The 26,381-nt window shown below is 42.8% G+C and carries 23 protein-coding genes and 2 pseudogenes; 5 read left to right on the top strand and 20 right to left on the bottom strand.

Going from position 1 to position 26,381, the window contains the following annotated elements:
- Positions 1 to 147 precede the first annotated feature (147 nt).
- The 9 genes from ACUN27_RS18000 to ACUN27_RS17960 all read right to left on the bottom strand — a co-directional run bounded on the left by ACUN27_RS18000 (position 148) and on the right by ACUN27_RS17960 (position 11,512).
- A complete protein-coding gene (locus ACUN27_RS18000) occupies positions 148 to 606 on the bottom strand; it encodes a cupin domain-containing protein (RefSeq protein WP_315950459.1) in 459 nt (152 codons plus the stop codon).
- A gap of 244 nt (positions 607 to 850) precedes the next feature.
- On the bottom strand, positions 851 to 1,552 hold the full coding sequence (locus ACUN27_RS17995; RefSeq protein WP_326059599.1) for a Crp/Fnr family transcriptional regulator: 702 nt from the start codon (positions 1,550 to 1,552) through the stop codon (positions 851 to 853).
- A gap of 329 nt (positions 1,553 to 1,881) precedes the next feature.
- Positions 1,882 to 2,769, bottom strand: a complete 888-nt coding sequence (locus ACUN27_RS17990) for a fructose bisphosphate aldolase (RefSeq protein WP_445559325.1) — start codon at positions 2,767 to 2,769, stop codon at positions 1,882 to 1,884.
- Between the two features lie 319 nt (positions 2,770 to 3,088).
- Positions 3,089 to 3,943, bottom strand: coding sequence for a GGDEF domain-containing protein (locus ACUN27_RS17985; RefSeq protein ID WP_315950464.1), 855 nt, complete (start codon positions 3,941 to 3,943; stop codon positions 3,089 to 3,091).
- Entirely contained in the window at positions 3,940 to 6,027 is a 2,088-nt protein-coding gene (locus ACUN27_RS17980) for a cellulose biosynthesis cyclic di-GMP-binding regulatory protein BcsB (RefSeq protein WP_445559324.1), read from the bottom strand. The genes ACUN27_RS17985 and ACUN27_RS17980 overlap by 4 nt, the downstream gene beginning before the upstream one ends.
- 26 nt (positions 6,028 to 6,053) lie before the next feature.
- The gene (locus tag ACUN27_RS17975; RefSeq protein ID WP_445559323.1) at positions 6,054 to 7,304 is read right to left on the bottom strand and encodes a glycosyltransferase family 2 protein; all 1,251 of its coding nucleotides are present in this window, start codon (positions 7,302 to 7,304) and stop codon (positions 6,054 to 6,056) included.
- Positions 7,304 to 8,860 carry a hypothetical protein gene (locus ACUN27_RS17970; RefSeq protein WP_445559322.1) on the bottom strand — a complete coding sequence of 519 codons (1,557 nt, stop codon included), beginning with the start codon at positions 8,858 to 8,860 and terminating at the stop codon, positions 7,304 to 7,306. Before ACUN27_RS17970 ends, ACUN27_RS17975 begins: the two co-directional genes overlap by 1 nt.
- 19 nt (positions 8,861 to 8,879) lie before the next feature.
- Entirely contained in the window at positions 8,880 to 10,367 is a 1,488-nt protein-coding gene (gene wsfD, locus ACUN27_RS17965) for a glycan biosynthesis hexose transferase WsfD (protein WP_445559321.1), read from the bottom strand.
- A 20-nt stretch (positions 10,368 to 10,387) separates the two neighbouring features.
- Positions 10,388 to 11,512, bottom strand: coding sequence for a hypothetical protein (locus ACUN27_RS17960; RefSeq protein WP_445559320.1), 1,125 nt, complete (start codon positions 11,510 to 11,512; stop codon positions 10,388 to 10,390).
- A gap of 130 nt (positions 11,513 to 11,642) precedes the next feature.
- On the opposite strand from ACUN27_RS17960, the gene ACUN27_RS17955 reads away from it, so the two are divergent.
- A complete protein-coding gene (locus tag ACUN27_RS17955; RefSeq protein WP_445559319.1) occupies positions 11,643 to 12,611 on the top strand; it encodes a serine hydrolase domain-containing protein in 969 nt (322 codons plus the stop codon).
- 161 nt (positions 12,612 to 12,772) lie between these two features.
- Here the strand turns inward: ACUN27_RS17955 and ACUN27_RS17950 are convergent, their stop codons facing one another.
- Both ACUN27_RS17950 and ACUN27_RS17945 read right to left on the bottom strand, forming a co-directional pair.
- Positions 12,773 to 13,396 carry a hypothetical protein gene (locus ACUN27_RS17950; RefSeq protein ID WP_445559318.1) on the bottom strand — a complete coding sequence of 208 codons (624 nt, stop codon included), beginning with the start codon at positions 13,394 to 13,396 and terminating at the stop codon, positions 12,773 to 12,775.
- Between the two features lie 237 nt (positions 13,397 to 13,633).
- On the bottom strand, positions 13,634 to 14,296 hold the full coding sequence (locus ACUN27_RS17945) for a CPBP family intramembrane glutamic endopeptidase (RefSeq protein WP_326059616.1): 663 nt from the start codon (positions 14,294 to 14,296) through the stop codon (positions 13,634 to 13,636).
- 638 nt (positions 14,297 to 14,934) lie between these two features.
- Between ACUN27_RS17945 and ACUN27_RS17940 the strand changes: the two genes are divergently transcribed.
- A complete protein-coding gene (locus ACUN27_RS17940; RefSeq protein ID WP_315950480.1) occupies positions 14,935 to 15,078 on the top strand; it encodes a hypothetical protein in 144 nt (47 codons plus the stop codon).
- A 98-nt stretch (positions 15,079 to 15,176) separates the two neighbouring features.
- Positions 15,177 to 15,308: a hypothetical protein gene (locus tag ACUN27_RS17935; RefSeq protein ID WP_279615879.1), complete on the top strand. Its 132-nt coding sequence runs from the start codon at positions 15,177 to 15,179 to the stop codon at positions 15,306 to 15,308.
- Positions 15,309 to 15,832: 524 nt separating this feature from the next.
- On the opposite strand, the pseudogene ACUN27_RS17930 reads toward ACUN27_RS17935, so the two are convergent.
- Positions 15,833 to 15,973 (bottom strand): annotated as a pseudogene (locus ACUN27_RS17930) (histidine phosphatase family protein); the annotation flags it as partial.
- 327 nt (positions 15,974 to 16,300) lie between these two features.
- Here ACUN27_RS17930 and ACUN27_RS17925 point away from each other — a divergent pair.
- Together ACUN27_RS17925 and ACUN27_RS17920 are read left to right on the top strand one after the other, a co-directional pair.
- On the top strand, positions 16,301 to 17,761 hold the full coding sequence (locus ACUN27_RS17925) for a YcdB/YcdC domain-containing protein (protein ID WP_445559317.1): 1,461 nt from the start codon (positions 16,301 to 16,303) through the stop codon (positions 17,759 to 17,761).
- Between the two features lie 564 nt (positions 17,762 to 18,325).
- Positions 18,326 to 18,937 (top strand): CAP domain-containing protein, encoded by a 612-nt coding sequence (locus ACUN27_RS17920; protein WP_315950484.1) that lies wholly within the window; start codon positions 18,326 to 18,328, stop codon positions 18,935 to 18,937.
- Positions 18,938 to 19,216: 279 nt separating this feature from the next.
- Here the strand turns inward: ACUN27_RS17920 and ACUN27_RS17915 are convergent, their stop codons facing one another.
- The 8 genes and pseudogenes from ACUN27_RS17915 to ACUN27_RS17880 all read right to left on the bottom strand — a co-directional run bounded on the left by ACUN27_RS17915 (position 19,217) and on the right by ACUN27_RS17880 (position 26,336).
- Positions 19,217 to 20,551: a hypothetical protein gene (locus tag ACUN27_RS17915; protein WP_315950485.1), complete on the bottom strand. Its 1,335-nt coding sequence runs from the start codon at positions 20,549 to 20,551 to the stop codon at positions 19,217 to 19,219.
- A 342-nt stretch (positions 20,552 to 20,893) separates the two neighbouring features.
- Positions 20,894 to 21,389, bottom strand: a pseudogene (locus ACUN27_RS17910) (GNAT family N-acetyltransferase).
- A gap of 270 nt (positions 21,390 to 21,659) precedes the next feature.
- Positions 21,660 to 22,205 carry a DinB family protein gene (locus ACUN27_RS17905; protein ID WP_315950487.1) on the bottom strand — a complete coding sequence of 182 codons (546 nt, stop codon included), beginning with the start codon at positions 22,203 to 22,205 and terminating at the stop codon, positions 21,660 to 21,662.
- 73 nt (positions 22,206 to 22,278) lie between these two features.
- A complete protein-coding gene (locus ACUN27_RS17900; protein WP_326059623.1) occupies positions 22,279 to 23,226 on the bottom strand; it encodes a helix-turn-helix transcriptional regulator in 948 nt (315 codons plus the stop codon).
- Positions 23,227 to 23,572: 346 nt separating this feature from the next.
- A complete protein-coding gene (locus ACUN27_RS17895; RefSeq protein WP_326059625.1) occupies positions 23,573 to 23,980 on the bottom strand; it encodes a hypothetical protein in 408 nt (135 codons plus the stop codon).
- A 383-nt stretch (positions 23,981 to 24,363) separates the two neighbouring features.
- Positions 24,364 to 24,993 carry a hypothetical protein gene (locus ACUN27_RS17890; RefSeq protein ID WP_326059627.1) on the bottom strand — a complete coding sequence of 210 codons (630 nt, stop codon included), beginning with the start codon at positions 24,991 to 24,993 and terminating at the stop codon, positions 24,364 to 24,366.
- Between the two features lie 52 nt (positions 24,994 to 25,045).
- A complete protein-coding gene (locus tag ACUN27_RS17885) occupies positions 25,046 to 25,948 on the bottom strand; it encodes a DUF2167 domain-containing protein (RefSeq protein ID WP_326059630.1) in 903 nt (300 codons plus the stop codon).
- Positions 25,949 to 26,150: 202 nt separating this feature from the next.
- Positions 26,151 to 26,336, bottom strand: coding sequence for a GrpB family protein (locus tag ACUN27_RS17880; RefSeq protein ID WP_326059631.1), 186 nt, complete (start codon positions 26,334 to 26,336; stop codon positions 26,151 to 26,153).
- Between the last annotated feature and the right edge of the window lie 45 nt (positions 26,337 to 26,381).

Raw genomic sequence — 26,381 nt, 5'->3', positions numbered from 1 at the left:
GGCCAGAAAGGCCGGATAATAGGCAATCTTTTTTTGTTTCACTTGGAATGGTCATTAATAACCGTATTTAGTAACTAAGATAGGGTTTGTCAACAATCCCGCTTTTTAAAGCGGATTTCTCTTAATTAATGTTCGCTGATAAAAATATTAACCTAACTTAATACCAATAGACGCATTATCTTCAGGCGTTCCAAGCCAATAGCCATATGCTATAGCTACTTCAACAAAATGCTGTAAAGCTTCTGGTGAAGGCGGGCCTGGTGGAACAGTGTCAGCCGGGCGACCAATTTCATTGAAAAATTCTCCCATATTCACTGTCGATACGACTAGTAATGTTACTGTCTCGCTAGAGGAATTTCTCCAAGCGTGCTTTACATGTCCTGGAATATCAACTGTTTCACCAGCCCTAACCGTTTTCCAACTGTCTTCCGTGAACGCTTCAAGTTCCCCTGAGAGAACTACAAACGTCTCACGATCTTCATGACTATGAACAGGCACGATAACACCTGCTGGAACTTCAGCCTTCATAAGGGAATAATCCTTATTTTCCGTTAAATCAGTAACCAGTTGAATACGTGGACCCATCACATCTAATACTTTTGACATCTATTATGCCTCCTAATTTATAATTTTTTTCATTGATTGCTGTAGCAACGGCTATTGACAAGCTCTTCTTATCTGCTCCCCTAGTATAGAGCTAAACGTTCCTTTTATTCTGTAATCTATCTTACAGGAAACTCGGTTCTGTCTTACTCGAGTCTAGCAAAAAGGTCTACTCGGGTAGATCAAGTAAAGTCTATTGCAGTTAAAATGTAGTCCATTTAATTCAAGTTGTTACGCCATGTTTAAATTATGTAATTTTTAATCGTTCTTCCGCCATCTCCAGCTGAACCATGATTGATTTTCTACCAGTAATAATAACACCTTCATTAGAGAATTCTTGTAAAACAAGCGACACTGATTCTCTAGTAGCACCAATCATGTTTGCCAATTCCTGATGGGTTAGGGGAATTTCTATTCTTTGATACCCGTTTTCTTCTACGCCAAATTTTTTAGATAGTTTAGTTAGAAAAAAAAGAACTTTACCACGAAGATCACTTAACGCCAGACGCTCCAATACTTCGTCCCTGTCACGTAATCGATTACTGAGCTCCTCTAACAGTTTTAAAGCGAGTTCAGGACGCATGCTCAAAAATTGGTCGAATTTATCTTGATTTATGGAGCAAATAATTGTATCCACCATGGCTTCCATATAATTACCGTTTGTTCCAAATGAGTATGATTTGCTTTCTCCATACATACCACCTGTCCCTAGTATACCTACAGTATATTGCTTTCCATCAGAATTTGTTTTAAACAATCGAAGTCTTCCTTCAACAACAATAGACAAACCCTTACTATTAACTTCTGGTGTTTGAATTAGAGTACCTTTAGAAATAGACGAAAAATTTGTTCGGGGTGCCATTTGATCAATTTGCTCTAAATCTTCCTTTGGAAGAGATTCAAATAATTTGAACTCCGATAAACTCCATGGTTTTTTAGTGTCCAGCATTAAGCATCTCCTTATTCTAATCTAAAACAAGTTTAATGGAACTATGCACAATGAAGTTCATACGTACAATGCGATTTCATTCATCCCAATGGAGAAGACCACTAAACTAAAGTATCCCCTGTTTTTCATGATAGCATTAGAACATTTTTGCTATGTGTGACCTATAATGAAATTCCAATTTACATTCAAACGGTTGATGAAAAAATGATACGGCTATGATCTACACGCTCAATCAACCAAAACTGGAACAAGAAGAAGTCCCAAAAAAGAGGATCCCTTCAGTCATCCTTATGACTTTGGGGCATCCTCTAATTGACGTGTCGTCTCTTTTAGGAGATTGAAGCTTTGTAAATGGACCGAATGGATCGAGTCAACATCTCGTTAAACTGCTCATCCGACTGTTGATCATACAAACCTTCAGCCAGTGCACGGGAGAAGCTAGCAATCAAGCCGTGACTCCGGGCCAGCCGTTCGTTGGCTTCTTCCCGGTCATATCCGCCAGACAGTGCGACGACCCGAGCGACGTGTGGCTCGTCCATCAGATCACGGTAGAAATTGTCCTCGGTTGGGATTGAGAGCTTCAGCATAACAGTCACATCGGGTGCAAGAGCGGACAGCTGTTTGAGGATTTCATCCTTCAACATCCGTTCCGATTCCCCTTTGTCCACGCTGTTAATATCGACTTCTGGTTCGATGATGGGTACAAGTCCTGCGGACCAAATTTGCTTACCAAGCTCGAACTGCTGCTCCACTACCTTGCCAATCCCTTGCGGATTCGCCGCGTGAATGACCGAACGCATCTTAGTTCCGAAAATGTTGCGCTCGACCGCTCGCAGGAGTAATCCGTCCAAATCGGGAATCGGTTTTAGTACTTGCACGCCGTCATCTGAATCTGCCAGCCCCTTATCGATCTTCAAAAAAGGCACGATGCCTTTCTTCTCCCATAAGTAATCGGCTGTGAACAGCCCATCGATCTTCCGGTCCATAGTGTTCTCGAACAGAATGGCTCCTATGATGAATTCCGCATCAAACGAAGGACTTTGGATAATGCGTGTCCTCATTTCATGCACCAGCGTAAACATCTCCTCTTCGCCAGAATAACGGGTCGCCTCGATGCCATATTGCTGAAGTGCCTTCGGCGTGCTACCTCCACTTTGGTCCAACGCTGCTATGAACCCTTGACCCGTGCGGATTCGTTCCATCTGTTTCCTGTTCATGTACGAAGTTCCTCCCTGAAATGTTGTTTTTTTGTATTGTACCTCATGACAGTCAATATTATAAAAAAAGTGAATTTTTCTAATTCTTAAACATCAACTGAAACAATCTCCCCAGATTGAGCGTTTACAAAAACCACGTAAATATAGCTCTTATAGCCGTGAGATAGTCCCGCCTTTACTTTCCGCTTCGCTTCGATGATTTCGTCATCGGAAATGTTATCCATTTCTGAATCTGAATAGATAATGAATTTTCCTATTAGATTGACTGTAGCACATTACACAAAAAAGAAAAGTCCCAGCTTTCGCCGAGACCTTCCTTTTACACGTCGTATTCTAGCTGCTTTTTCGCTTGTACGATAAACTCCAGGGGATTATTGATTTCAGCCGAATTGAACTCAACTGCACCCATTTTCAAAACAAGTTCCACCTTGTATTTCTCCGCGTATTCGCCGCGATTACGTTCTTCAACACTCTTTCTCAAGCGATCAATGACGATAGACGCCCCTGGCCGATCCGTAATTAGCAGCATGCCCCACATCGGATTTTCTTTATTCAGCAAATAAAGCGAATCGTTCGTGCGAATATTCGTTTGACTCATTCTGGAAAGATCGAGGACCGCTTCCATCAGCTGTTCTTCGCCAATCATCCGTTTAATTTCATCCCAATACTTCACGCTGATCACCATCAAGGTTAAGGGAATATGATACCGGACGGAAAGTGCCATAAATACGGTTGCATCGGATTGAAAAGAAAGCGCATTTTTTAAGCTTGTCTTCAAGTCGACGGTTGCCAAGGATTGATTCACTTTGATTAGCTGTTCGTTCTCCGACTGCAATTGCCGATTCCCGAGCGTCATGAGCCAAGTTGCAAGTGTAAAGATCGGAGTCAAAATGAGCCAAAAATAATTCTGCGTCCCGATTAAGCCGCCAGCTACAATCGTTTGGTACAGGGTGTACGTCCCATAGCCGAAAATGAACAGAATGTTTAGAATCAAGCCTGTCGTAACATTCGTAAAGTACGTAATAACGGCAATGAGAAAAGCCACATTGAGAAAAATAATATTTTGCAGGTACAGATTCGGATTGCCCGCGGTGAAAATGATGCTTACAAAGCACGCTAGCAAAAACAACAGAAAGCCGCCGTCCGAGATCATACTGCTTCGTAATCGATTCATCGCAGACCCCTCCGCTTCTTCTTCGCATATTTACGAATCATTAAAATCAGCGAGAGGATAATAAGCAAGGCGACAAGTCCTGCCGCTGCCATAAAGCCGAGAACATCTTTACGCGCCAGTACTTCATCAAGCGCAGTGGATGGAGCTGAGGCAGCTTCTTTCTTAAAGCGATACGCCTGCACGTTGCCATCTGCATCCGTGATAGCGCCATCCCCAAACACTTGCCATAGCGAGCCTTCCGAGCCGATGAGCTTGGAGGCCAAGTAAGCATATTCCGGACGACTGCCCGTTACTGCCATAAGGCCAAAACCGCTTTGATAGGGAGAATCAATCAATTGTAAAGAACCGATTCGCATACCATAGCCAGATTCAATGCTGAGTTTTTCGTTAGAGATAAAACCTTGTCCCCCAGCTCCATAACGGAAATAAAGCTTATCATTATTCGCCGCAATCACAGCGTTGTCTTCATAGCTGCCTATCGCAATAATTTGACGGCCTTTGAGCTGCTCAGATTGGAGGTTGCCTGCAACAAATTGCACATTGCCTGTATTCGTCTGCGCATAGCGGCCAAGTAGGTTGAAAACGTTTGTTAACGATTGATACAAGTACACGTCCCTTGTTGTCGGCAATACAACCGTAACTTGGTTATAGCTGCCATCACGTAGAAACGGATACGGATAGTTGTTGAACAACAGCTCCGTTCTGTCTTTTGTATTCAATTGAAGCAGCGAATCCTTCTCGACAAAGGCCCATGGCATCTGATCTTCGTTAGCCAGACAACTATTATTTTTAAGCTCAAGGTCGAATGCTGCTTTTACTGTAAAATTTCCTGAGATATTCAGGGATTTCGGAATCGTAAGCTCCATATGATCGCCGTCGGCGAGCTCTGTGGAAAGTCTTTTACTCCCGATCGGCGTATCGTTCACGAGAATCGTGACCAACGAACGCTCAAAATCAACATTCCGCGCATATCGAAAGTTGAATCGCAGCTTGCTGCCGTCTGCAATGGAACGATTGCCCGGCAAGGAAATAAAATACGCTTTTTCCCGGTGACGGTCACCGACAAGCTTATCTCCGGACTCCGTCAGCGGCAAGGTACGGCTAACATTGACAGCCGGCGTGTCCACTTCCGTGGAAGCCAGTACTTCTTTCTGCGGCGCATTAATTTGCGTAAGCAGCGTTTGGTTCGCTGCCAGCCGACCGGCCTTAATGAGAAGCGTGGCATCGTTCGACGTAATGATCAGCGTTTTGACCCCATTCAGATCTAGAAGCTGAAGAACGGCTTTTTGTGCCACATCTCCCTCTTTGATCACAGCCTTCACTTCCGCAGGCAAATGCTCATAGAGACTGACAAGAATGAGCGCTTGCTTAGTTTTCGTCAGATCACTGCTATAAGTCGTAAGCGGAATCGGTTTATCCGTCACTTGATTTACTCTAGCTAAGCCAGATAGCGCATAGGTCGCCGCCTCCAACTCAGGAGACGTGTTTTCCGGTGCTACAGCTATCGCAATTTGACCATTGGTAACCGAATCTTGCCCAATAAAATGCCGTTGAAAATCCTGTATGCTGTCCTGAATCGGGTCACTGGTATAATTCACGGCGATTCTTGAGGATTTTGCGATTTGCAGCCAATTATCGCGATTATCGGTGGGCAGGCAAGCATTCTGCGCGACTGGCGCATTCGTCTCAAGGTGACCCTGCACCATGAGCGTGTTGACGCCTTTGATTATCATTGAAGCCGGCACGGTCAAATTCAGCTGCTGCTGCGCCTTCTCTCCCAGCTGCGGTCGAAAAGAATGAAACGGCGTTCCATTCATATAGAGCGTGACGGAGGAGCGTTCATTTTGTAGGAGCTGTGACAGCTGGTAGTCCAGATGAATGTCAACGCTGGTCACATTCCAATAGTTCTCTACACGAAAAAACTGCTGTGTATATGTAATGCCGCCGGTTAAAGACGTATCGGACAAATGCGTTTGCATTTGCCCGGCGGCAGGTGACAGGTTCTCTGCTTGAACTGTCGGTAGTAATAACCCCAGAAATAGAAAAATACTTAATGCTACTCTCACATCACTACGATTCCACATCGTCGTCAACTCCGATCCTAGCTGCCCTAGAAGCGTTCGGTTTTATACCATTTTGCTTCTCGCTTAAAAATGACGTCTTTCAGATAGGTATACATGCCGTAAGCCGCCACAACCATCCACATTTGGCAGTAAGACACGTACATCAAAACAATAATCCACACGTTAGAGAGCCGCATTTCTCCTTTTTCCGTGACGAGCGTAACGAAAGTGCCCACGATAAAGAGTGTGATCGCCAGTACCCACAAAAATGAGCTAAAGCTTGCAATGGTCGTGCTAACATAGCCCAATGCGTGTAGAATCAGCAACAAATCCGACATGACAAGCGAGGTCAGCAATAAAAAATAAATGGATAGAAAATAGCAAATATCAAAGCGAATACGGCGCGCATCCGGATGGAACAGCAGTGGTATATTTTTTACTATGACGTAAATGTTCCCTTTCGCCCATCTTGTCCGCTGCTTGAACCATACTTTGACCGTCTGAGGCTCCTGCTCCCAGGTAACGGATTTAGGCTGGAACTTAATTTTGTAACCCATCAAATAAATGCGGAATGAAATTTCCGTGTCCTCCGCAATCGCCTTCACGTCCCAACCGCCGATTCGCTCAACGATTTCGCGGCGCATCAGAAAGTTTGTACCCGGGATCGTACATAACTTAAACAGCTTCCAACGCCCTGCTTGAGCCATCCATTGGAACGAAAGCGTCTCAATATTGATAAAACGCGTCAATAGATTCGCATTCCGATTTCGAGTGCGAAATTTGCCGATTACCGCGCCAAGTCCTGGATCCTGCGTGATTTCGGCGACGAGATAAAGCAGCGCTTTCTTTTCCGGCGTATTATCCGCATCGTAGATGGCGATCAGCTCGCCACGGCTTAGCTTGAATCCCAGATTCAAGGCGTTGGATTTGCCTTTACCTCCCGTGACAGCATCCGTGTTCAACACGATCAATTGACGCTCCGGATACTTCGCTTGAAGCTTAGCAAGCAGTTCTCTGCTATTGTCCGAGGAATTGTCATTAATCACAATTATTTCGTAGCGATCATGCGGATAATCTAAAGCAAGAAGTGATTCAACGGTTTGCGTAATCACTTTGCCTTCATTATGAGCCGGCACCATGATGGAAATGAAAGGAGGTTCCCCTTTAATCGGAGGAACCGGTTGATTCTCAATCTGCATGTAATACAGATAGCCTGCCACAATCAGAATGATATTAATCAGCAGGAGTGACCAGATACATATCACAGCAATCAGCATTAGTATGTCAGCAAGTGTCATCATTGTCTCCACGATTGCATGTATTTTCGTTTGTACATTCGGTGTCCAATGATAAGGAAAAGACCGAATAAGAAAAGCGTTGTTCCGATTAAAACAATTAGTATTTTATTTTGCACGGAGAAAAGTCCGCTTAAACTTTTTTCTTCTTGCTGCACATAGACATGCGCCGCATCAACATCTTGAATCTGATTATTAAGATGAACCTCCTGACCATTCATTAGCAAATGCCCGTTCTGTGAGCTAAATTTACTAGCTGACGTTTGAACTGAGTGCCCCCCATTTTTATAATCATCAAACGTTGTCCAGCTAGATGTTAACGTCGTAAGCAGAGTCTCCAGCTTCGAGGCATCGTTAGGAAAACTGTACGCTATGGCCGTATTCATTGGCAGCGGATTCAGGCTATTACCTTCATCCATATAGCGCAAAAGCTCATTGGCATCAATCGTATATGCTGTTGAGTGGAACGCCACGGCGGTATCGGAAGGATCCCGGAATTGAACGGCTTGGTTAGGAAGAATTAGACCTGAATCAAAAAAAGAAAGTCCATCTATCGCATAATGTTTATCATAAGTCCAATACATCTCAGCACTGACGCCAAGCGGTACGATCCCTAATCTTGCTAAATGATCAAGAAAAGAGCCCAATTCGTTCCGAAGCTTATTCACATCCGGAGAATCTGTAGAGTCAACAATCGGCGTTTGAACAATAATGCTGCCATTGCGGGCTTGCAAATGCTTAAGTGTCTCCATATAACGCTGCATCGCCGGGTAGTCCCAATTACTGAATACCGGCTGTATACTGGCTACAAAAGGAATGCCTGCTTCATACAGCTGATCCGCCATCGCATTCACGAGTTCCAGATTTGAAAATGGAAAAATGTCGCTAATTAATACATAATGCTGCGGAGCCGTGGAAACTTCCAGCCAATCTTTCAACACATAGGAAGCTGCCAGTTCTGACAGGTTGCCTTTTGACAAGTACGGGATATACCCATAGTTGCCGCTTGTAATACTGTACGGTGCTTCGGCCGGATGCTTGGAGGATTTCACTGTCCCATACGATTTTCCTTCAAACGAGGTCACCCATGCCATGTTGCTAACAGCAATGGAAGTTTGGTTCAGATCACTAATCTTCAAGTTGATCGTATCATCCACCGTATGCTGTTCTTGAAGGTGCAGTGCTTGTTGAATCGTATTTGGAAGGCCGCTTCCAATTTGCATGTACTTACCGGAGTAAGCTTTCAAGTCTTGTAAAAAAGCATCAGGAAGATTCAATTCATCCGATTTATTTCGTACGAGGATCACTTTATTAAAGCTGTGCAGCTTCCCCTCTTTATATTGCTCTAAGCTCAGCATTGTAACTGGTGTAGAGAAGCCCGCTAAAAGGCGCTGCAGAGCTTCAACATTTCCTGCCAGCGGTGTCCTAAGCGCTTTGCTGTCATAGAGAAGCAGTACAGGATCCTTTGCGTTTGTGCTTTCTGCGGCTGAAGTCAGTCTTGGCACGCTTAACGTACATAATAAAACGAGAAGTGTGACGAAGAGGTATACTTTTCGCATGTCGCTCCCTCCTTATGCCTTACATCGCAGCCCCAACTTGTTTACTCTCCGATTCTGTGCTCCATAATTGTTTAGCAATCAAATCCCTTACTGTAAGCAAAGAAACAAGATCAAAGGTTAGTGTAAAAAGAAATTCATGCTTCGCTAAATCCGCATCGCCCGCTCCAATAATGGAAACGAAAATCCCCGATAACCCCATTGAAATCAATAAAATCACAATAGGCAGCTTCGTTGCTTTACGCCACTGTTGCGAGCGAATCGCATGAACAAACGATGGGACATAAAGCCCTATAATGAGTAAAGTCCAAAGTAAAATAAAGCCAAACGTTTTCGGCGCCAGCGCCTGCTTAAGCAAACTATAGCCAGAAAAGAATACCGTGTGCGCACCAAAAGGCTTCCCAACGGACTGTTCATAGTTCCCCATCGCCATGGGGCGGATACTAAAGCCGTCTCTCGCCGCGATATTAAGCATCTGCCCCGCTTGTCCGGGATGTGCGACATAGTAGCGAAGAATGGAAACAAAGCCGTATTTACTAAAAAACTGTTCTTCAAACTGTGCAGAATCCACATCAAACGATTTATAAGGCTCGTAGTACTCACTGCGGTTCAAAATCGCATATTGCTTATCAATGCCAAAGCTTTTCAACGTTTTTTCCGGATCTGTGGAGCCCATCAATACGCCACGAGTCATCGCATGAAACTTGTTAATATTGACGAATTCTTTTGGGATCAGCACATAGGTGCACACTCCAACACCAATCAGAGCTGCGAGGAGTCCTGCCGTTATGGCGCGATACGATCGGCTTTTTCGAATATAAATAAAAAATACCCCGAATATGGCTGTTAAAATCCCAACTGGGGCGTTTTGCTGCTTACTTGCCGTTAAAATCATGGTGCTGACCACAAATATGCCAAGCATCACGTAATCGTTATATCTTCTCCGGTATAACAGGAGTCCGCTTGCTACCATGAACATCGTCATAATCAGCATTACACTCTCACCGTATAAGGAATTAAAATAAGCTGTGTAGCCGGTGTCGCCAAACACAAAAACAACGATTCCCGCAATCACATAGCCGCGAAGCTTGGAAAGCTTCCAAGTCAATGCTTCAACGAGCAAATATATCGCAGCCGTATAAAGTCCGAGATACAAAGCCGCTTGATAGCGAATATCAAATGTAGTTGTGCCTGGGTGGAACAACTGATTTAGGCCAATAGCCGCTTTTACAAAAGACGATTGAGTCGAGAAAATAGTTGCCTGATTTTCGTTGAAATATTGAAAAATTCCGTACGTTTTGACGAAAAATCCAAGATATTGACTATCATATGTCGGATCGTTGATGTAAAGCCCATTGCTATACAAAACTCGAAAAAAGTCTCCATTATCCGCAATACCGATATAAGGATAAACAAACAGGGCGAGCACTGTAATGACCAATACGCCGGCCGCCGCGGCAGCAGCTGGTGTCATCACGCGTAGCAGTCCTCTCAAAAAGCGATTCGTCACGACAAGCACTCACTCCTTTATTAATAAACATAAGCAAGCAAAGCCATGGCATTGTCGAACGAATAGGCTTGCTGCGCGAGCTCATCCCCGAAGCCTCCGTTCAGCTGGCTTCCTTGGGTATGATTTTGAAACGCGTTCATTTTCGTAATACTCTCGTTATATAGCTGTTGATCCTTAGTAACGGAACCGATCATGGCCGTGATGGCATAAATCGCCGTCGAATGGACATCGTTTAACGGCTTCCCGTTTCGATCATAAGCGCCCACCAACGTGCCCGCGGTAACCTGAGCTTTTATCCATTGTAAACTGGCTGGCTTGGCTTCTCCAATTTCAGCTAGGTTCAGGATCGTCAGTAGCGACTCCACCGAATTAATCTGCTCGGATTGATAGGCTTTCAACTTAAAATCATACCGAGTTTGATAAAAAGGGAACGAATCCGACAAATAGCCCCCATGCATTATCTCAAGCATGTCCGTTTCAAGCGCACGCTTCTTCCGGTCCGAAACAGGAAGCAGCTCCATAGAAGCAACATCTATGTAGCACAACGTAATAAATGAATTCGTCATTGCGTAAGTCTCGTCATAGAAATCATGCAGACGGCTCTGAGAAACGTTATAGGTATATAATTTATCTCCGTAGTACGCCAAGTCCTTCTTATAAGCGTCTGTCTGAAAAGCTTTCCCCGCTTCGTCCAGCGCGCGAAGGATTCGAAAGTCGTCCACTGTAGCGTTAACGGTGAATTTTTTATTCAGCTTAGGGCTGTACCGGTAGCTAAGACCGGTTGGCGCATCAAACGTGCGTTTGGCAAGCTGCCACTGGGCTTCGAACTTATCCTTTTGCCCGGTTAAGGCATAATAACGCATGAGCAGTCCGGCTGACTCGCTAAGTACTTCATGACCGGTTGCGACTTCGCTGTTCTGATCGGTCTCTTGCAAGTTGGTATACGTACCATGAGGTCCGGTTAATGTTTCTGTTATAAAGTGCTGAAGCGCATTACGCTGCTCCGTGACGGGCACAAGCTGGCCATAACCAGAGATGGGCTTGCGGGCAAGCTTTTCTTTTCCAAATACAGGCAAAGCTTCACAAGCTGAAAGTGTCATGACGAAGGCGAGGGAAATCAACAAAAGGTTTCGCTTCATGCTCATTAGCTAAAGAACTCCTATCGCAATCTTTTCCTGACTGCATGGCGGGATGGTATAATCGTAGGATACCATAGTTAGCCCTAGTGTAACACACGCTGCATTTCACTCAAAAGGTAATTAAAGGACGGATGGCATGAGATTGGAACAGATGGCTGCCGCACTCGCACCGCTGCATTTAGCAAGCTGCCTCATTGAACAACGAGGTGAACGAATCTTTGAACATTATCGCGACGAACTAAAAGAAACCGAAATAACGCGCATTAATTCTTGCACAAAAAGTGTTCTATCGGCGCTGATCTGTATCGCCATGGATCAAGGGTTGCTGCCCGAGCCCGAAACGCCGGTTTCAGCATTCTTCCCCCAGCTTCTTCAAGACGCTGATCCGCGGAAGCGGGAAATGAAAATCCGACACCTGCTCACGATGTCCTCCGGCATGGACTGGACCGAATTTGGCGGTCAGAATTCTTTCCCACAGATGACCAGAACGTCCAATTGGGTCGACTTCGTCCTGGCACAACCGCTGTCGGAAGCACCTGGCACCCGCATGGAATACAACTCCGGCAATTCCCAGCTGCTTGCTGCGATTTTAGCGCAAGTTACAGGCATGCCCGTTGCCCAGTATGCGGAGCAACAGCTTTTCGGTCCGCTTGGCATCGCGGACTACGCCTGGGAGACCGACCCGCAAGGTATTCATACCGGCGGATTCGGTCTCCAGCTCCGACCGGCCGATATGCTGAAATTCGGCCGTCTCTTCTTGCAGGAGGGCTTGTGGGAGCACAAGCCCCTCATCTCAAAGGCGCTGGTCGCCAGCTCCAGCGCTCCCGCCATCCCGGCTGCACCGGTACCGCCGCGCCGCGGCTTCTACGGCTGGCATTGGTGGGTCGATACGTATGAGGCTGACGCGAACGCAGCCTCTCCCTCTTCGCCACCAATGGACTACTACAACGCCTACGGCTTCGGTGGGCAGGCGATTTACATCATTCCACGACTGGATACCGTCGTCGTGTTAACGCATGATGAGCGGAAGAAGAGCAAGATTCCGCTCCTTGTGTTCCGCAATCATATTGCGCCGATGCTTGCCGCGCAAGCGTGCTTGAAATGAAAAAGAAGTCCACAGCTGATTCCCTCAGCTTGGACTGCTTTTTTGTTTAGCGTTCATATCCTCATAATTCTTGAGGAATGGCACGATTTGCCTTCGAGTTAGCGAAAGCAGCAAACAATCTGTCAGCGCAATTTCACCGTAAGATTTACTGAACTGAACACCTATGCCTGGGTAGAAGGTACGAAGATATTTATTAATTCGTTTAATTGGTGGAACTGGTTCTGTTCAATAAGTACGACTAATATTTCATTACCGGTATCAGCGTAAAAGAATCTTTTACTGCTACCGCTCTCAGCAAGTAATTCAGAAAAGATTATGAAGATTTCGAGGCTCAGCCAATCGTCCTGCACAGAAAGCGAATAACGATAGCTTGTACCATTAGCTTTAAAGGCAATCCACACCTTACCTTCTTGAATATCCTCGTAATCCTTGATATCGGTTACGCTCAATTCTGGCTCAAGCATAACCGCAATCCGTTCTAATCTTTGAACATAGTCCCCATGGTCCTCAATGCATTCGCGATCAAAGCACCAAGCGTCGTTAGTTGGATACCCATCACTGATAAACTCTCCGTCGCTGTCTATTTCACTTCCCATTCTCATAAGAAGATGAATGTAAGGGCGTTCCTCATAATACTTTATCTTGAAAGTTAATATATCCCTGATTTCTATATTCCCTTTGAGTGTAATACCTACTCTACCTAAGTTTTCTAGCTGCTCCTCAATCGAAATACTGACATGTGGAGACTTGGATAATTTGAAGTAGCGCTTAAAAAGACTAAACATGTCTATAAATAATTCCTCCTCAGTTCACATCGCTTTTTATTCTCCAAATTATTTCCATTATCCTCCCTTTAACGTAACAAAGCTGCCGAATAAAGCGGCAGCTTTGGGAATGGTGAATTATGTTGAGCTTGGAGGCTATTTTGTCTTTAAACGCGATTATCTAATCATCTATTCCCTGCTCCCGGCTATCTTCAACAATCAATTCAAGAGCATCTAATCGTACTTGCTAGAAAGATATTACTGTACGTATTGCATATATGTGATTACGATTCCAAGATCGGCAAACATATGGCTTATAATCGGAATGAGCACCGATCCCGTACGATGGCGAATCCATCCCCATAGTACACCTGCTGCAAAAATAGGAATCGCAGCAACAACGTTAAGTGGCCAACTGAATACCGGTATTATGACGACCAGATGATAAGAGGTAAACCAAAAAGAAGCAAGAAGCATATTTTCCGCAGAACCAAGCTTTTGTCCGATCCTGTGATATAAGTATCCGCGCCAATAGATTTCTTCTAAAATCGGATTGAGCAGTACCAATATGAGTAGCAATAGAACGGACTGGTCACCTGAGAAATCCCACTTTTCTAACAAACTTCTCAATCGCTCGATATCGAATAACATGTCATGCAAATAATTAGCGCCAATCAGGAGAGTAATTAGTAAAGAGATTCCCAAGCTCAGTCCAACTATCATTTGACGAGCGGATGCAGTAAGTCCCCAATCGCCGATCGTACGGGCCAGACTATTTTTTCGACATACAAGGTAATCCATAGAAGGTATAATTCCTAACCAACTGTAAAAGAGCGCAAACGTAAGTATTACACTATGTCCAACATGAAGTCCAAGTGCCACTAATACAGATGGGGCTAGTCCTAGCACATAGCGGTTCATATTCATCTCCCTATCCGAGAATTTTGCCAAGAATCAGATAGTGATATCATAACGGGAAGAGTTTCCTAAATATAGTACTAACATAATATAGTACCTGTCCGAAGAAAATAAAGTTATAGACTGGATTTGTTGATCCTATGCAGATTTCTGATTACTACACCATTAGCTTACTCTTTTTGCTAACGACGATGTTTAAATGTCGCTCGATATTTTTTAAGAAGGAAAGCCATTTTTTAAATTAAATAACTTTCTCCTTAGTTGTGATATTGTTCTATTTAGCCGTGTAGGCAACTTAGGATTTCTTGTTCATTTTATGTGAAGACAGGATTAGAGGAATTGTTTACGAAAGACAGACCTAGTGATAACTTATTACGAACCTAATGGGAAATAATATTAAATAAAAGAGAAGTTAAATTGAAGAAACCACTCCATTGTCAGGAGTGGTTTTGTCCTTTATACACAGATGTATACCTTGTGGTGCAACTTTACTTTGTGCTTAGATACATTGCGGTGAACCGCATCTTATTTTCAAATATTTTGGCTGCGCTGCCCGTTACTTTAATGGAAGCATCCCAACGACTAATCGAATAATTTTCTTGATATTGGAAAATCTAATTTCGATGAAAGGAGGTACATGGATGGTTGAGTACACTAATATTCAAGACAACTCCGAAGAAATAATGAAGTGTATTGTTAACTGCGATACCGAGCAAAATGAGAAACAAGATAATAACCTTTTGAACAGTATTCCGAGCGAAGAAGAATATATTGATGAACCGTAACTAGCTAAGCTTTAATGACGGACTTTTCACCTACAATTAGAAATCAACTAGAAGCACTGGACAATTACCTAATTAATTAGCAAAGGATTGATATTCCCATGGATATAAAGAAAAACGATTCTGATTACAAACCTGATATAACTAACTACGATTATGTTTGGGGTAGCGATCAGGATGAGTATACTAAAGATGCTGCCAAATCAGAGTCAAATGAAGAAGAGGACAAGTAAATCCCTCTGGAATTGAAAAAAAGCCCGAGAGTCAATCTCACAGGCCTTAAATGAAACAAGGGACAGTTGCCGGCCGCGGTAATCTGTCCTTTGTTTTGCACTCTCGTTCACCGTTAGCACAATGGACCCGTGCCGATCTAATAACAGTAAATGTATTATGAGACGTACCTACTTACGTCTCATTTTCAATGCTATCTTCAATTACAATTTCTTTAATGATAGCTTCTATAGTATCCATTTAGTAATAAATTCATTCTGAATCCAATTTTCACCTTGTTTTGATGTGAAAAAGTAATTATTTTTAAATAAGCTTTTCTTTTTAACGTAGCTTTGAACCCACTTAATTTCATTTTCTGGATCAGAAATAATAGAGAAATAACCTAAAGCAGCTCCCTCACAGTTTTGACTAGGTAGAAATTGATCAACAGTAGTGATTATCTCTTCATTTGAATACTTATATGTATCTTTACCAACACTTTTTAAAATGTCCTGCAGTTGGGGGCTACGAGAGAATTGATGAATAATTATTTATAATTCATCATTAAAGTCATTACAAGTCCATGTGTTCCAATAGCTATTTTCTTCCCAGAGTGTTCTTTTAATATGTTTTTTATCACCGATATCGATCTATTCTGGCAATCAGAATTAGATTCCCCACCCGGTAAAGTACTATCCTCCCGTTCGTACTATGAGGTCACCAGATCTTTCTGGCCGACCTCTTTTTTGTGAAGTCATAAGATAGCGGTAGCAGGGGATCGAAGGTTTCTGCCCGTTGGAACTGGATGCGAAAGCTATTCAGTTTCGCCCCTACTAGTTCAACCAGGGTTAGGCTGATTGCGACATTGATTCCATAACACATGCGATAGTGTGGAAGACAAGAGGCTTAGGGGTTACCGTTTGAAATGTAATAGGAGTGATCAAATGAATCCATTAATTGGTTTGATCTTGTGGAAGGAATTTTTTTGGAAATTATATGTAATGAAAGAAACTAATTGGAAATAATTACGTCTAACATTTATGATATAAAAATCCCAAAAAGTGGAGGTTTTATGAAAAAGAGACGAAACACTTGCTTTGTATTGGCCAGCCTATTTACATTACTTCTGGCAAGCAATGTAGTATTGGCGGCGAATGCCGAAACATCTGAAGTCAGGCTCGATCAGGTTCAGATTCAGGTTCAAGAGTATGCGACGCAATATATCGAAAAGGAGTACCCTTTTGCGAAAGATCAACTCATGTTTGTTGACTATCAAGAGAATACGTTTGTAAAACCGAATTTTTACAATATTCGTTATATCCGAGCCATTGATGGTATTCGGTATCCAGGTAACTATATCAATCTTGATATCGATAAAACTGGGAAGGTTGTAGACAAACAAATTTTGTGGGACAAAAACGTTCAACTTCCAGAAAGCGAGCCTGTAATTTCAGTAGAAGAGGCACGCGCGAAGTTCACCGAGCAGTTGGTTCCGACGTTCTCCCAAGTATTCCCGGAACAATTAAACAAAGGCGAAAAGAAAATAGGCATTTATGAAACTGTATTATCGGATAATTGGCAAGTCGATGCAGTTACCGGAAAAGTCCACGGCGGCATGAATCAACCGGCTTTAGAACAAAATACGAAGATGTCATCAACCAACAAAGAGATCGTACAACCAGTCGACAGCGCAGAGAAAGCATTGAAGAGAGCGATCGAGCTAGCTGTGATTCCAACAAATGCACTAAATCCACTTATTTATCAGGTAGTCGAAGGACTCAATAGCAATTTAAGCGGACCCTTTTGGAAAGTAATCTGGAGAAAACCAATAGGAACGGAATACTGCTCGTCTTCTGTGGAAATACAACTGAGCACCGGCGAGTTAACTTCTTTTTCTAATAGTTGTCCACTAGAGGGCAAACACCTTATCGTCGAGGATGAGGCTAAGCAAATATCAGGTGATTATCTTAAAAAAGTGCTACCGCAAGTGGCTTCAGCACTCACGCTGTATTCAATCAAAGAATCTTCTTTAACGCTGCCGACACGAATGGGTGATAAAGCTTACTTGTTGATTTATACTGCAAATTTATCTGGGATTTATTACGGACACGTCTCCATTATGATCGACATTCAATCCGGCGAAGTTATCTCAGTTAACAACTCCTTGAAAGGCACATTACCTGCAGACATCCCACAGTTCGATGAACCAAAACTAAAATCAATGCTTCTGAAAGCGTACGATGTAATCCCAACCTACTATACACCTCCGTTGAACCTGATTAACAAAAAGGAGGATGAGATCATTCAGACTAATCTAGTTACGATTACGGAAGATCCGGTAAAGCCTGTTCTGGTTTATTCCCTTGTACGTAAAGCCAGCTACAATAATTATTTTTTGGATGCAAAAGATGCTGTATGGAGGGACTTTTCAACGGGAAAATTATTTACTGTAAATCAAATCGAATCGAGGAAATAATTGTGTAGAGGCTATCCCATTTGCTTGCTCACAAAAGCGCGGCTTCTTAAGCCGCGTCTTTTGCATTTATTCATTTCATACCGAACAATAAAACAATTTTTACCCAGAGATAATTAGCGAGGTAATCGGTACTACGAAAATACTATATATTTTTATATTCAGATTAATGTCCAATTGAAGAATTTAATGAAAATAAACTAAAAATCACCATAAGTTAGTGGAAAACCTATATTCAAGAGGGATTACTCCCTTTTTTAAAGAATGAGTCTGTCATTAAACCACTTTTTCTTCAGAGGATTTGACTCTATTTGTGATCTGAGGAATCCGGTACGTCCGGACCATCAACGATATCCCCCGAAGAAAAAGAAGTCGGGCTGCTAAGTCATCTTTTATTCGGGTCTAATTTAATTGTGATCTGAATAAAACAATGGAACTTTACAAAACCTTTATTTGATAACCTTACACTTTGACGGTTTAGGAGGGATTGTTATTAAACCATTGGTCATAATAGCAGCATTACTACTAGTTTCAGGTTGTTCGAGTCATAATTCGACAAACAATCAAATGAATGCTAAACAAACGAAGCTTGAAACTCATGCTCCTAATGCTGCTTCATCGTCAACCTTAACTCAAGCCTCATCCATTTCTACTGCGGGTGCAGGGAACTCACCGATTACGATTAAACAAGCACCCAATGAAGCTTCGAATTGGCTGGATTGGTTCCAAAGCAATTATTCACCGGTAGAAAGCCCAGCGAATCAAGCCGTAAATCCACAACAGTCCGCCAATCCGCAAGAGTCCGTAAATCCTTCCCAATCTGCGCAGCAAGTCTTGGATCTTGTGAATCAAGAAAGAACGAAAGCAGGCTTGAATTCCCTTAGTTTGAACAGTAGTCTATCGAAAGTAGCAATGGCTAAGGCTCAGGATATGTACAACAATAATTATTTTGATCATCAGTCTCCGACTTATGGATCCCCGTTTGATATGATGACTGCATTCGGGGTCACATATAACTCTGCAGGGGAAAACATCGCCAAAGGCCAGACAAGCCCGACGGAAGTGATGAACCAATGGATGAACAGTCCTGGTCATCGTGCCAACATCCTAAATAGCAGCTACACCCAAATCGGAATAGCTTACTATAACGGCGAGTGGGTACAGGAATTTACTGGCTAGTAGATCAAGGACTTCAAAAAAGAGTGCAGAACGCGCCGCGGATTGTTATCATGTTCTTGTCATCCGACACAGTTATGAAATTACATGAAGTGCCTCATTATATTGGTTAGCTATTCCCTTATTTCTTACTCGAAAGGAAAAAGGAAACAGCTAACCATCCGATCTTATAACTTCGCGCACTTACTGCAGGAAATAAAATTCCACCGAGTAAACACGTTCAAATAGTTCCATACGTCATCGAGCGGAATATCAGGACCGCCTGGCGATCTACTTTGTATTTTAATTCAGCGAAGTAATCGAATCGACTTCGAGCTTAACGGTTGCGTAGTACTTCAAATTGCCGGAGAAGACACATTCGAATGAAAAAGGTATCCCTTTACTAGGATTATCAGCATCGGTAATCAATTCAAGCGGTACCGTTCCCATCACTTGACTCTTTTGATCCGTGAAAGTGATTCGTCCTTTCACTTGATGCGACCCCTTCGTATCAAGCTCAAACTGCCCATTGATAATACTAAATTCTCCGTCTTGTCTCACACTTACATTTCCAAGCCGAAATTTGGGATGCTCAGGATCGACGATGTCCATTGCTGCAGAAGCATCAAGTTCAGGGGCTTTTTTATCGTTTATCCTAACGATCTGTACCGTTGCGTAAGCATACCACTGATCCAAGCTGCCATCCACCAATAAATCAACAGAGTGCTTCTCAGCACCGTTTAGCTCAACGCGACCTGTTCTAGAGGCCGCGACTCGCTCTCCATTTTTATTATACCAATTGAACTTAAAATCGATAGTCATAGCTTCATTGACTTCACGCCACTTCGGGCCAAGATTTACGTTTACAGTCATATGTGTCAGCTTAGGATCTTTTTCATCTATGTGCTGATAACCAAAGTTGACATCCAAAATGTGGCGCGCATCTACCGCATCCGCCTCGTACAATTTAAACCAGACAGGCCCTAGCCAGGAATCGATTTGATGCCAATTGTTCCATACTTCTTTAACTTTTACAGTTTGTGGTGATAGACTGGAGCCTGTTTCCAAACCATATGGATGTCGCATCAGTGGTGTGAGATTTAACAATTCCACGTCCTCCTGAACTTCTCTTATCCCTTCTAAAAAAGGATTTATAGGACGAATCCATTTGTCCCCAGATCTCGTTTCTATTAAATAAAGATTATCCCATTTCGCTTTCGTGGTCACAATTTGAGGCGCCAATTGCCCGCCACTTGGCTCTGTCAGCAGAGGATCATTATAGAGCGATTCGATCCCACTGAGATCGAGTTTCTTCACGAACGGCTGCGGGTTTCCCAGTAGAGCACGATTAGGAGCAATCCATCGATCACCAAGCCATGTGGAGACTAAATAAATTGGTCTTTTGTAGCCCTCGCCATGTCCCCATCGAACCTCCCTTGTTTTTAAAATTTTCAACGTCTGTGGCCCCAGCAACCCTACCTCTTTCAGCTGATCACCGTAAACAGAAGTATTCTCCAGTAAAGTAATCGTATCCTCACCTGGATGAGGAAGCTCTAAACTAGCCTCCGCTCGACACCGGTCGTCCAACATAACGAAGCCGCAAACTAATAGCATCACAGCAATCCATCGATTTCTCATGATCTTTGCCTCCATCTCGACATTCATTCTAAGTCGTTAGACTATGAAAATCGAAAAAAGTTGTCATTCTTTCCCAATAAACAGAAAAAACCATGTTCAATGCCGGCAGCCTTCTCATACTCTTACGAATTAATGCAGTTGTTTTACGTTTTGTTCAGATAAAATAAAAAACCGCAGTTTCTGCGGATGTTTATCGGTCTATATTCTTGACAATCGATATTGAGATAGTTTTTGATTCAGCGAGATATTCTTCTGAGAGTAGCTTTTATCAAATGAAAAAACATCTCTTGATCTCGTACAATTGTTTACAGTCGTATTATTCAATTTTATCTTATATCTATTTTAGAAGTTAATCGCAAATAAGCGGACTTTTTCATCTGTACCCTCATATCGAATCATGCTTTCAAAATGCAAACCTAGTTTTTCTAGTAGTTTGGCCGACGTATGATTATCTTCAGAGGTAATAGCCACAATGCGTTTTAACTCTAAAACGGACTGCGCATAACTCATCACTGCGGAAGCAGCCTCATAGGCGTATCCCTTCCCCCAAAATTTAGGAAGATCTACATCTTCTAAAAAATCTCTTTTTACTAAACCACAGATGCCGATCGGAATACCTTCATCTTTCAACTCTGTCAAATAAAACCCGAAACCCAAACGGGCATACATATTTAGAGCACCGTTTAAAATATACTCACGCGCTTCATCGATGGTTCTCACGCCTCTATCGCCTATTGTACTGGATCCAAGAAGGATCGTTTAATAGCTCAAGGATAAAAACCGCATCTTCAATTGATTGTTGCCGAAGAATCAGCCGTTCTGTTTCTAGTACTTTCAAGGTAGCTTCCCCCAGACGATTAGATAGGATATGTATAATTATAACAAAAAAAGATCGACCTCGTACCCCAAGAAATTTTTCTCAATAGAGTGATTGCCCAACCCTTCTTTCTTTTACTGTTCAGAACAAGAAACCCTCAACCACAAGGGTTAAGGGCCTTAGCTACATAAAAGGCTGCGTTTACGCGGCAAGAAATGGGACTATATTCTTGTCAGCCGACAAGTTGACTGATGACAAGAACTTGCATCGCGTCGCCCAATTCTTCCATAGTTACTTATACGTTATTTCCCAAAAGTTCTTCAAACGCTCCAACTGCGATAAATGATGCCTGTAATGCATCTCTATAAGCAAAAACCACTCATTGGCGTTTAGTGCGCCGAATCCAGGATGAAGAATTTTTCTGCTCTCGGGTACTTTACTCAAAGTGGGTTCAGTATTTTTCATCCGCTCTACGATACTGAGAAATCCTTCCTTCAGCTGCTCCTTACTCTCCGGCTGTTTCGGGGTGTATTGCGGTGAAGCAGGTACCTGAATCCGCACAGGAGGAAAACTTCCCAGTTCAAAGGCTCCCTTGCCCCTTTCCGTTTTTTCCTCCATAGTGCCTACTGTTGCTTCGCTTCCAGCCAAACATTGATCAACATTGTGCAAATGCATGAATTGTGCCGATTGAATTAGATGCATATACATTTGACCAATCGACCATTCCTCTTCGTTCGGCTTTTTTATCAGCTGCTCCATATCGAGGCTTTCCAGTTCCATTAAATAACGTCCTATTATTGTCTCAAATGCCTGTAATGCTTCCGCTGTACTTCTCATGAATCAAACAACTCCTCATTATTTATTCTTGGATATAATCCAAATATAACAAAACGCTACTGACAATAGCGTGTCAGTAGCGTTTTAAGATTTTTTCGGCCTCTTCCCGAATCCGATGTCGGAGAGACTCCGGTTCCAACACCTCGACATCCCCGCCCCAGCCGAGGATATAAGACAGCAGCTCCTCCGGCTGTCGGACAAGAAAGTTGACAATAAGACCGTCCTTTCGCTCCTCAGTCGACTCCATATAATAATGACAAGTCTCAGCGATTTTGTCCGCAATTTCAGGATGAGCCAGAACCAACACCCGTATGTTACGGTCGTCTGACGGACGGTAGCTGTTAAGATTAAATCCATTTGGAGTGAGAAAGCGATCCTCCAATACGGTTAGTTCTGTCATTCGTGACAATCGGAAATGCCGAATTTCTTGCCGCAAGTCACAACGTGCAATCAAAAACCAATTTCCCTGAATAAGCGCCAATCCATATGGAGCGACCTCACGCGTACTCTTCCGATTGCCGTCTGTTTCCGGCATTTTTTTCAGATACGTCATAAGTAATTTGCGGCGCTCCATAATTGCCCGCCTCACTTGTCCGAGATAGTCCTTTTCCCTCAAGTTAGTTACAGGATCGCGGGCCTGAAGAAGCCGCATTGTTTCCCGGACGCGCTTCGACTCATCGTGTACTGTTTCTGGCAGAATAGCTTCAATTTTGCGTCGTGCCGCCTGAGCTGCACTTGCATAATCGCCATCCAACCTCTGTTCGATAAAGTCAGTACCCATAAGCATGGTTACTGCCTCTTCAGCAGAAAACCCGACTGGTGGAAGAAAATATCCTTCCATTAGGGAGTAACCCTGCCCGGGAGCCCCAAGGATCGGAACACCCATTTCACTTAGAGCTTGTATGTCCCGATATATCGTCCGCACGCTAGTCTCAAATATAGATGCCAAATCCTCTGCTCTCAGTACTTTGCTCCGTTGCAACTCAAGCATTATAGCGAGCTGCCGATCGGTCTTGTTCATTACTGTTCCCCCCGTGTCCGTCCTGTCACTCCATCTACTCATTCTACCACAGCAAACTACACGTTAGCATGGAATTGACAGCCGATCGAAACCTCCTCCTAAGAATTTTTTTATTAAAATATAAAAAAAGCCAGCGAGATCTCGCTGGCTATATAACCCTTACTAACCATATATCCTACTACATTCAGCAGAAGTTTGGTTGATCCTGGAATTAGGAATTCTTTCTCTTCATTACGAAAAGTTATATCTAGCCAGCCTCGATATTCTAATTGAAAAGACATATTCATCGTACGGTGCCCCATTCTTTTATAATATATGGTTTTAATATGATTATTTAAAAGATGTTCTAAGGTCCACCAATAGAAAGAATCAACTTATACAAATCATCTTGCGTTGCAAAATAAGGGTATTCTATACCTTTGGCTTGAAATTCAAGGTTTCTCCCTCTCTGACCTAATGCTGTAATACCTATTAATCTTCCTGACTTCAAACTAATACTTATTCCTGCGTTTGGTGTTGTACCTGCTAAAGTACTATTTGCTTTAAACGAATGCATGGCGTTGTACCATTCAATGATTTGTGTCGTTTCTTCATAAGTTGCTTCACGCGCATTTAATTTTCCTAACTCGTGAAACTCAATCTTTTCAACATCTTCTATAGCAACTGGGAATGGATGGTTCAAGGGTAACGAATAAAATATCCCTAAAGTGATAATAGTTAAAAACACTATGACAATCAAAGTTCGTTTGTACATTTACAGTAGCTCCCTTAACTCTACAATCAATATTAACTACACATCGAAAGTATCTCCATTATATGAATGATGAAATCAAAAAAGAGCTGCTTCAATGCAACTCCTCCTGAGCATAGAGCCCTTTATTATTGCGTAACATCCATTCGAATAACGTTTTAACATTCTCGAAAATATCCGGATTAACTTTGTATGATATCTCTCTTCTAGTACTTTCATTGACAACTAAATGTTCATAAAACCCAACACAGATAGCCTTATATAAATAGTTACTTCTTCGATATTGATAATAACACCACTCAGCGAAATTATAGATCTTAACAAGATCCTCGTTTTGGCCAGAGTAAGTAAAGAACTGGTCGTTTTTTCCGCTAATCATTTAAGTTTTATGAATGAAGCTGCTCCAATCGATCTGCGCGGAGCCAACTCATCTCTTCGATACCCAGAATGGTTTTGAAGTCATCCACCATGGCGTGTCGGCGCTTGAGTTGTGCGATGGTCTCCGCATCGAAAAGGTGTCGAAGCTGCTCCATCTCCTCGGTGCCGAGCTCGAAAAGCTTAAAAGCTTCCACGTCCAGCTGCCTCAGCATTGCCTGGACCCGGTCAATCCCGCTTCGTTGCTGCTCCATCTCCATAATCATGGACGCTCTAAAGGACTCTGAATCAGGGCTAATATATAGTAGTTCTACCTCATCCTGATCCGGAAATTTGTCCCGGACATAATTCATGAGGTCGACCTCCTCTTGCTCATACGAAAAGTCGAACGTAGAAACGGCTTCCCCCTGATGAAGAAGGGTGAAGCCCCAGCCATGATCCTCAAAATTGTAGAAGTACAGCACCGGCAGATGCTGCGATATCCCCGTAACATCTGTCGGAACGATCTCGCTGACACCTGTCCCTGAGGTGAAAAACACGGCCCACTGCTCATTCAGTTCTTCGACAAGCAGGGGATTATGTTTTTGGACTGTGTCGCGATATGAATTTCGTATCAAGCTTCCTGCGGTGAATTCACTCATAATTTGTTCCTCCTAAATTTCAATACTAAAACAATTTAAACATTCTTCAGGTCTATACCTGATGCTTTTCCTCACTGATTTCAGAACTGTTTGCGTTCGGATTTCTTTTTCTGGTCGTGATTAAATTCTTTATCCACTTCCAACTCCCCGCCAAGGCAATAACGATAAATACCCCAAACTTTTTCAGTAACAGTAAACCGACAGCAAGTAGTCCAACTTTTTTAGCTACAGCAAGACCAGCTCCCCCCAATATCAAGGCGGATAAACCGAATTTAGATACTTTGTCTGTGCTGCTGTTAAAGTCTTCATATTTCTGACCATTAACCATCGAAATTTTAGGAAGGATTTGAGAAGCCAAGACTTGTTTATCATGTTCACGGCTCAAAGGATCCGAAATGAGGATAGCCGAGATATAACCTGTGCGTGTCAAAAGCCTGACATCGTAGTTTATAAGTGGTTGTTTTTTAGCGTCTTCCGCGCCCATCGACCATGTTAAATCATGTGTTTTCTCATCATAAAATGGTTTTACATCCCAGCCTGTTACATGAAGTTGGTGGTCTAATGGAAGCTTTTCATTCGCCTTTTCCGTACTATCACTATAACTTTTCAATATGGCAGCATCATCAATAGTTTTCTTTTCATCATCCTTGATATGCCCAGATTCATCATACTCAAAAATTACCGTCCATTGCTCCTTAGGGTTTGTCGGATACACACTGCCAATCTCACGTCCTGAAGGAATATCCTTGTAGTCCGTCATCATTTTTTTTGTATCTTCACCATTTAGAAAAACAAAATCCTGGCCAAGATCCAAGCTTGCTATTTTTCCTAGCTCTACATTTTTTCCACCTGAAACCCAATTATAAGTATGTTTGGATTGTTCTTCTTCTGCAAAAACACTCGTTTGAGTGCTAAGCAAGAGTATTACTAGGATACTGAGTACACGTATTTTCAAAATTACGCCTCCAATTTATAAATGTGTTAACTTGATCATACAAAATAATCCAAAATGTAAAAAATTAAATTTTCATAAAGGAGATAAAGGAGATAGGTGGAAATAGATTCCGTTAACGTACCAAAGGCTGCCAATCATGCCGGCAGCCTCTAGTACAAGTATGTTAATTTCATTTTCTCGAGCCATTCGCTCTTTACCTTTGTTAATTCAACGTTCCCCTCATGTTATACCAATTTAACGCTTTACTTTCCAGCTCTTTAACAAACGCATCTTTACCGTCCATATATGCTTCAATGTCCCTTGGGAACTGTTTGGCAAGGCTTTCTTTTAAAGCCCCATAACTATTTGCTTCATCGGGATGCGTTCGGAGATAATCCCTAACCGCCAAATGGCGAATAATGTTTTGCTAGTTATCCTATAACGTTCACTCAAA

Source organism: Paenibacillus sp. WC2504 (assembly GCF_052682475.1).
Note: the sequence above shows the minus strand (reverse complement) of the source record. Positions and strands in the feature narration are given on the sequence as shown.

Excerpts from the sequence above, each read along its gene's own strand:
- ACUN27_RS17990 (WP_445559325.1), bottom strand. The coding sequence starts at position 2,769 with ATGAACAGGAAACAGATGGAACGAATCCGCACGGGTCAAGGGTTCATA.
- ACUN27_RS17935 (WP_279615879.1), top strand. The coding sequence starts at position 15,177 with ATGGATATAAAGAAAAACGATTCTGATTACAAACCTGATATAACTAAC.
- ACUN27_RS18000 (WP_315950459.1), bottom strand. The coding sequence starts at position 606 with ATGTCAAAAGTATTAGATGTGATGGGTCCACGTATTCAACTGGTTACT.
- ACUN27_RS17950 (WP_445559318.1), bottom strand. The coding sequence starts at position 13,396 with ATGTTTAGTCTTTTTAAGCGCTACTTCAAATTATCCAAGTCTCCACAT.
- ACUN27_RS17995 (WP_326059599.1), bottom strand. The coding sequence starts at position 1,552 with ATGCTGGACACTAAAAAACCATGGAGTTTATCGGAGTTCAAATTATTT.
- ACUN27_RS17900 (WP_326059623.1), bottom strand. The coding sequence starts at position 23,226 with ATGAACAAGACCGATCGGCAGCTCGCTATAATGCTTGAGTTGCAACGG.
- ACUN27_RS17960 (WP_445559320.1), bottom strand. The coding sequence starts at position 11,512 with ATGAGCATGAAGCGAAACCTTTTGTTGATTTCCCTCGCCTTCGTCATG.
- ACUN27_RS17985 (WP_315950464.1), bottom strand. The coding sequence starts at position 3,943 with ATGAATCGATTACGAAGCAGTATGATCTCGGACGGCGGCTTTCTGTTG.
- ACUN27_RS17895 (WP_326059625.1), bottom strand. The coding sequence starts at position 23,980 with ATGTACAAACGAACTTTGATTGTCATAGTGTTTTTAACTATTATCACT.
- ACUN27_RS17940 (WP_315950480.1), top strand. The coding sequence starts at position 14,935 with ATGGTTGAGTACACTAATATTCAAGACAACTCCGAAGAAATAATGAAG.
- ACUN27_RS17975 (WP_445559323.1), bottom strand. The coding sequence starts at position 7,304 with ATGACACTTGCTGACATACTAATGCTGATTGCTGTGATATGTATCTGG.
- ACUN27_RS17955 (WP_445559319.1), top strand. The coding sequence starts at position 11,643 with ATGAGATTGGAACAGATGGCTGCCGCACTCGCACCGCTGCATTTAGCA.
- ACUN27_RS17920 (WP_315950484.1), top strand. The coding sequence starts at position 18,326 with ATGAATGCTAAACAAACGAAGCTTGAAACTCATGCTCCTAATGCTGCT.
- ACUN27_RS17905 (WP_315950487.1), bottom strand. The coding sequence starts at position 22,205 with ATGAGAAGTACAGCGGAAGCATTACAGGCATTTGAGACAATAATAGGA.
- ACUN27_RS17915 (WP_315950485.1), bottom strand. The coding sequence starts at position 20,551 with ATGAGAAATCGATGGATTGCTGTGATGCTATTAGTTTGCGGCTTCGTT.
- ACUN27_RS17945 (WP_326059616.1), bottom strand. The coding sequence starts at position 14,296 with ATGAACCGCTATGTGCTAGGACTAGCCCCATCTGTATTAGTGGCACTT.
- ACUN27_RS17890 (WP_326059627.1), bottom strand. The coding sequence starts at position 24,993 with ATGAGTGAATTCACCGCAGGAAGCTTGATACGAAATTCATATCGCGAC.
- ACUN27_RS17980 (WP_445559324.1), bottom strand. The coding sequence starts at position 6,027 with ATGTGGAATCGTAGTGATGTGAGAGTAGCATTAAGTATTTTTCTATTT.
- ACUN27_RS17970 (WP_445559322.1), bottom strand. The coding sequence starts at position 8,860 with ATGCGAAAAGTATACCTCTTCGTCACACTTCTCGTTTTATTATGTACG.